This is a genomic window from Parabacteroides sp. MSK.9.14, assembly GCF_019041495.1.
Lineage (GTDB): Bacteria > Bacteroidota > Bacteroidia > Bacteroidales > Tannerellaceae > Parabacteroides > Parabacteroides merdae.
This window is the reverse complement of sequence record NZ_JAHPXO010000109.1, coordinates 1-1,572: the sequence shown is the minus strand read 5'-3', so window position 1 is coordinate 1,572 and position 1,572 is coordinate 1. Positions and strand designations below refer to the sequence as shown.

Below are 1,572 nucleotides of genomic sequence, written 5' to 3'. Positions count from 1 at the left end.
GTTAAGGATTTTGGCCTATCCATATCGAGTCGTATTAAGACTTTCGTTTTCAAATCATTGCTGTCCGCTAAAGTTTAGTGTAGTACGATTCGCCTACCCGCAGTGTCACTTGATAGGCATTGCGGGTGTTTGTTTTGTCTGGTAAGCCCCTCTATCCAAAGAGCAGGAGTTCCTTGGGTGGCGATTCTGCCTCGGCTACCAGTTTTGACCAGTCTTTGTCGGGTTCTTCGAGGAAGGTGTAGAGGTTGACGTAATACATTAACATGATTCTGACCATTGTTGCCAATCCCGAGAAGCTCCAGCTGCGTTTGATGCGTTTCTTCAGCACCATCAGTAGAAGGTTGGCGATGAGGGTTATCCATATCTGGATTTTGATGGCATTGGCGCTTTCGCCGTAAAAGTACCGAAGGGGGAAGTTCTGCTTTATCTGCTTGAACAACAGCTCTATCTCCCAGCGTTTCCGGTAGATTGCCACAATATCCTCGGCGCTCATCTCCATGTCGTTTGTGAGGAGGGATATGAGCTTGGCCCCTCTTTTCTTTTGGTCGACGTAGGTGACTATGCGTGCATGGTGCTTTATATCGTCGCCATCTTTGACCTTCTTCGTGAATGTCACATGGCGTTCCCGAAGTGCCATCAACCCACTTTCTGTCATGTATATCGTATCAGCAGAAACCTCATAGACAAGATTCTTCTTCATCTTGGTGACATATATGACACCTGCCCGGCTCAGCTCCTCGAACTTGGCGTAATCGATGTAGGCCCTGTCCAGGGCAACGATGTCTCCGCTTGTGTAATTTGACGGCTTGAGCATGAAACTGTCATTAGTGGCGGCAGATGTGAACCTGATATCTGAAGAAACTCCCTCGTTTGCATGGATATTGGTGTGGACCTTTATGCCGCCTTTCTTCTTCCCCGTCTTCGGATGGCGTCCGACTCCCGTGAAGATAAGGTTGGAGAACAGGCTGATTGTCGTCGAATCGATAATCTGCAGCCGGTTTATCCAACTGGAAGATGGATTGTTTCGGCTGTCCGATGAAAGTTCGTTGCGGTATGTCTTGTACAGGTCGCGATAGATTGCCTCAAAGATTCCCTCTGACCTGCGTGCATTTGCGTCAGACAGAGTACTGCGCCGGGGCATCATGCTTATCCCAAGATGGGCAAGCTTTCTCGCTTCAGGGAACATCGAGTCCGTGATTTCCCGCAGCGAATCGAACCGTTTGATCACGGCATACAACATTATCAGCAGATGCTGCCAGGCGTCAAAGTGTTTGACATACCGTTCGCCGCCCTTTTCTTGACTGATTTGGAGAATTTTTGACTTGTCCAGCAAATTTATCAGCTGACCATATGCCGGCTGTCCGTTGAAATGACTACCTTTGTTCATCGTTATTGATTTATTTTTTAGCAGAAACAAAGGTAACGAAAAAGGCTGGACCTCCGAGAGGGGATTCAGCCTTGTATTTTTGATTCGGTCAAACTTTTACCGGACACCAATATTTTCAAATACATCTCGATTGCCGCAAAGTGGATTAGGACTTCAAGGACGTACGTGCTAAACATCTATACCGA

General features: G+C 47.4%; 1 protein-coding gene. It reads right to left on the bottom strand.

The features are described from left to right. Window positions 1–151: 151 nt before the first annotated feature. A complete protein-coding gene (locus KTG12_RS21305; protein ID WP_005640472.1) occupies window positions 152–1,387 on the bottom strand; it encodes an IS4 family transposase in 1,236 nt (411 codons plus the stop codon). Window positions 1,388–1,572 lie beyond the last annotated feature (185 nt).

What these genes read in the sequence shown, in the direction of transcription:
- KTG12_RS21305 (WP_005640472.1), bottom strand. Translation starts at nt 1,387, where the DNA reads ATGAACAAAGGTAGTCATTTCAACGGACAGCCGGCATATGGTCAGCTG.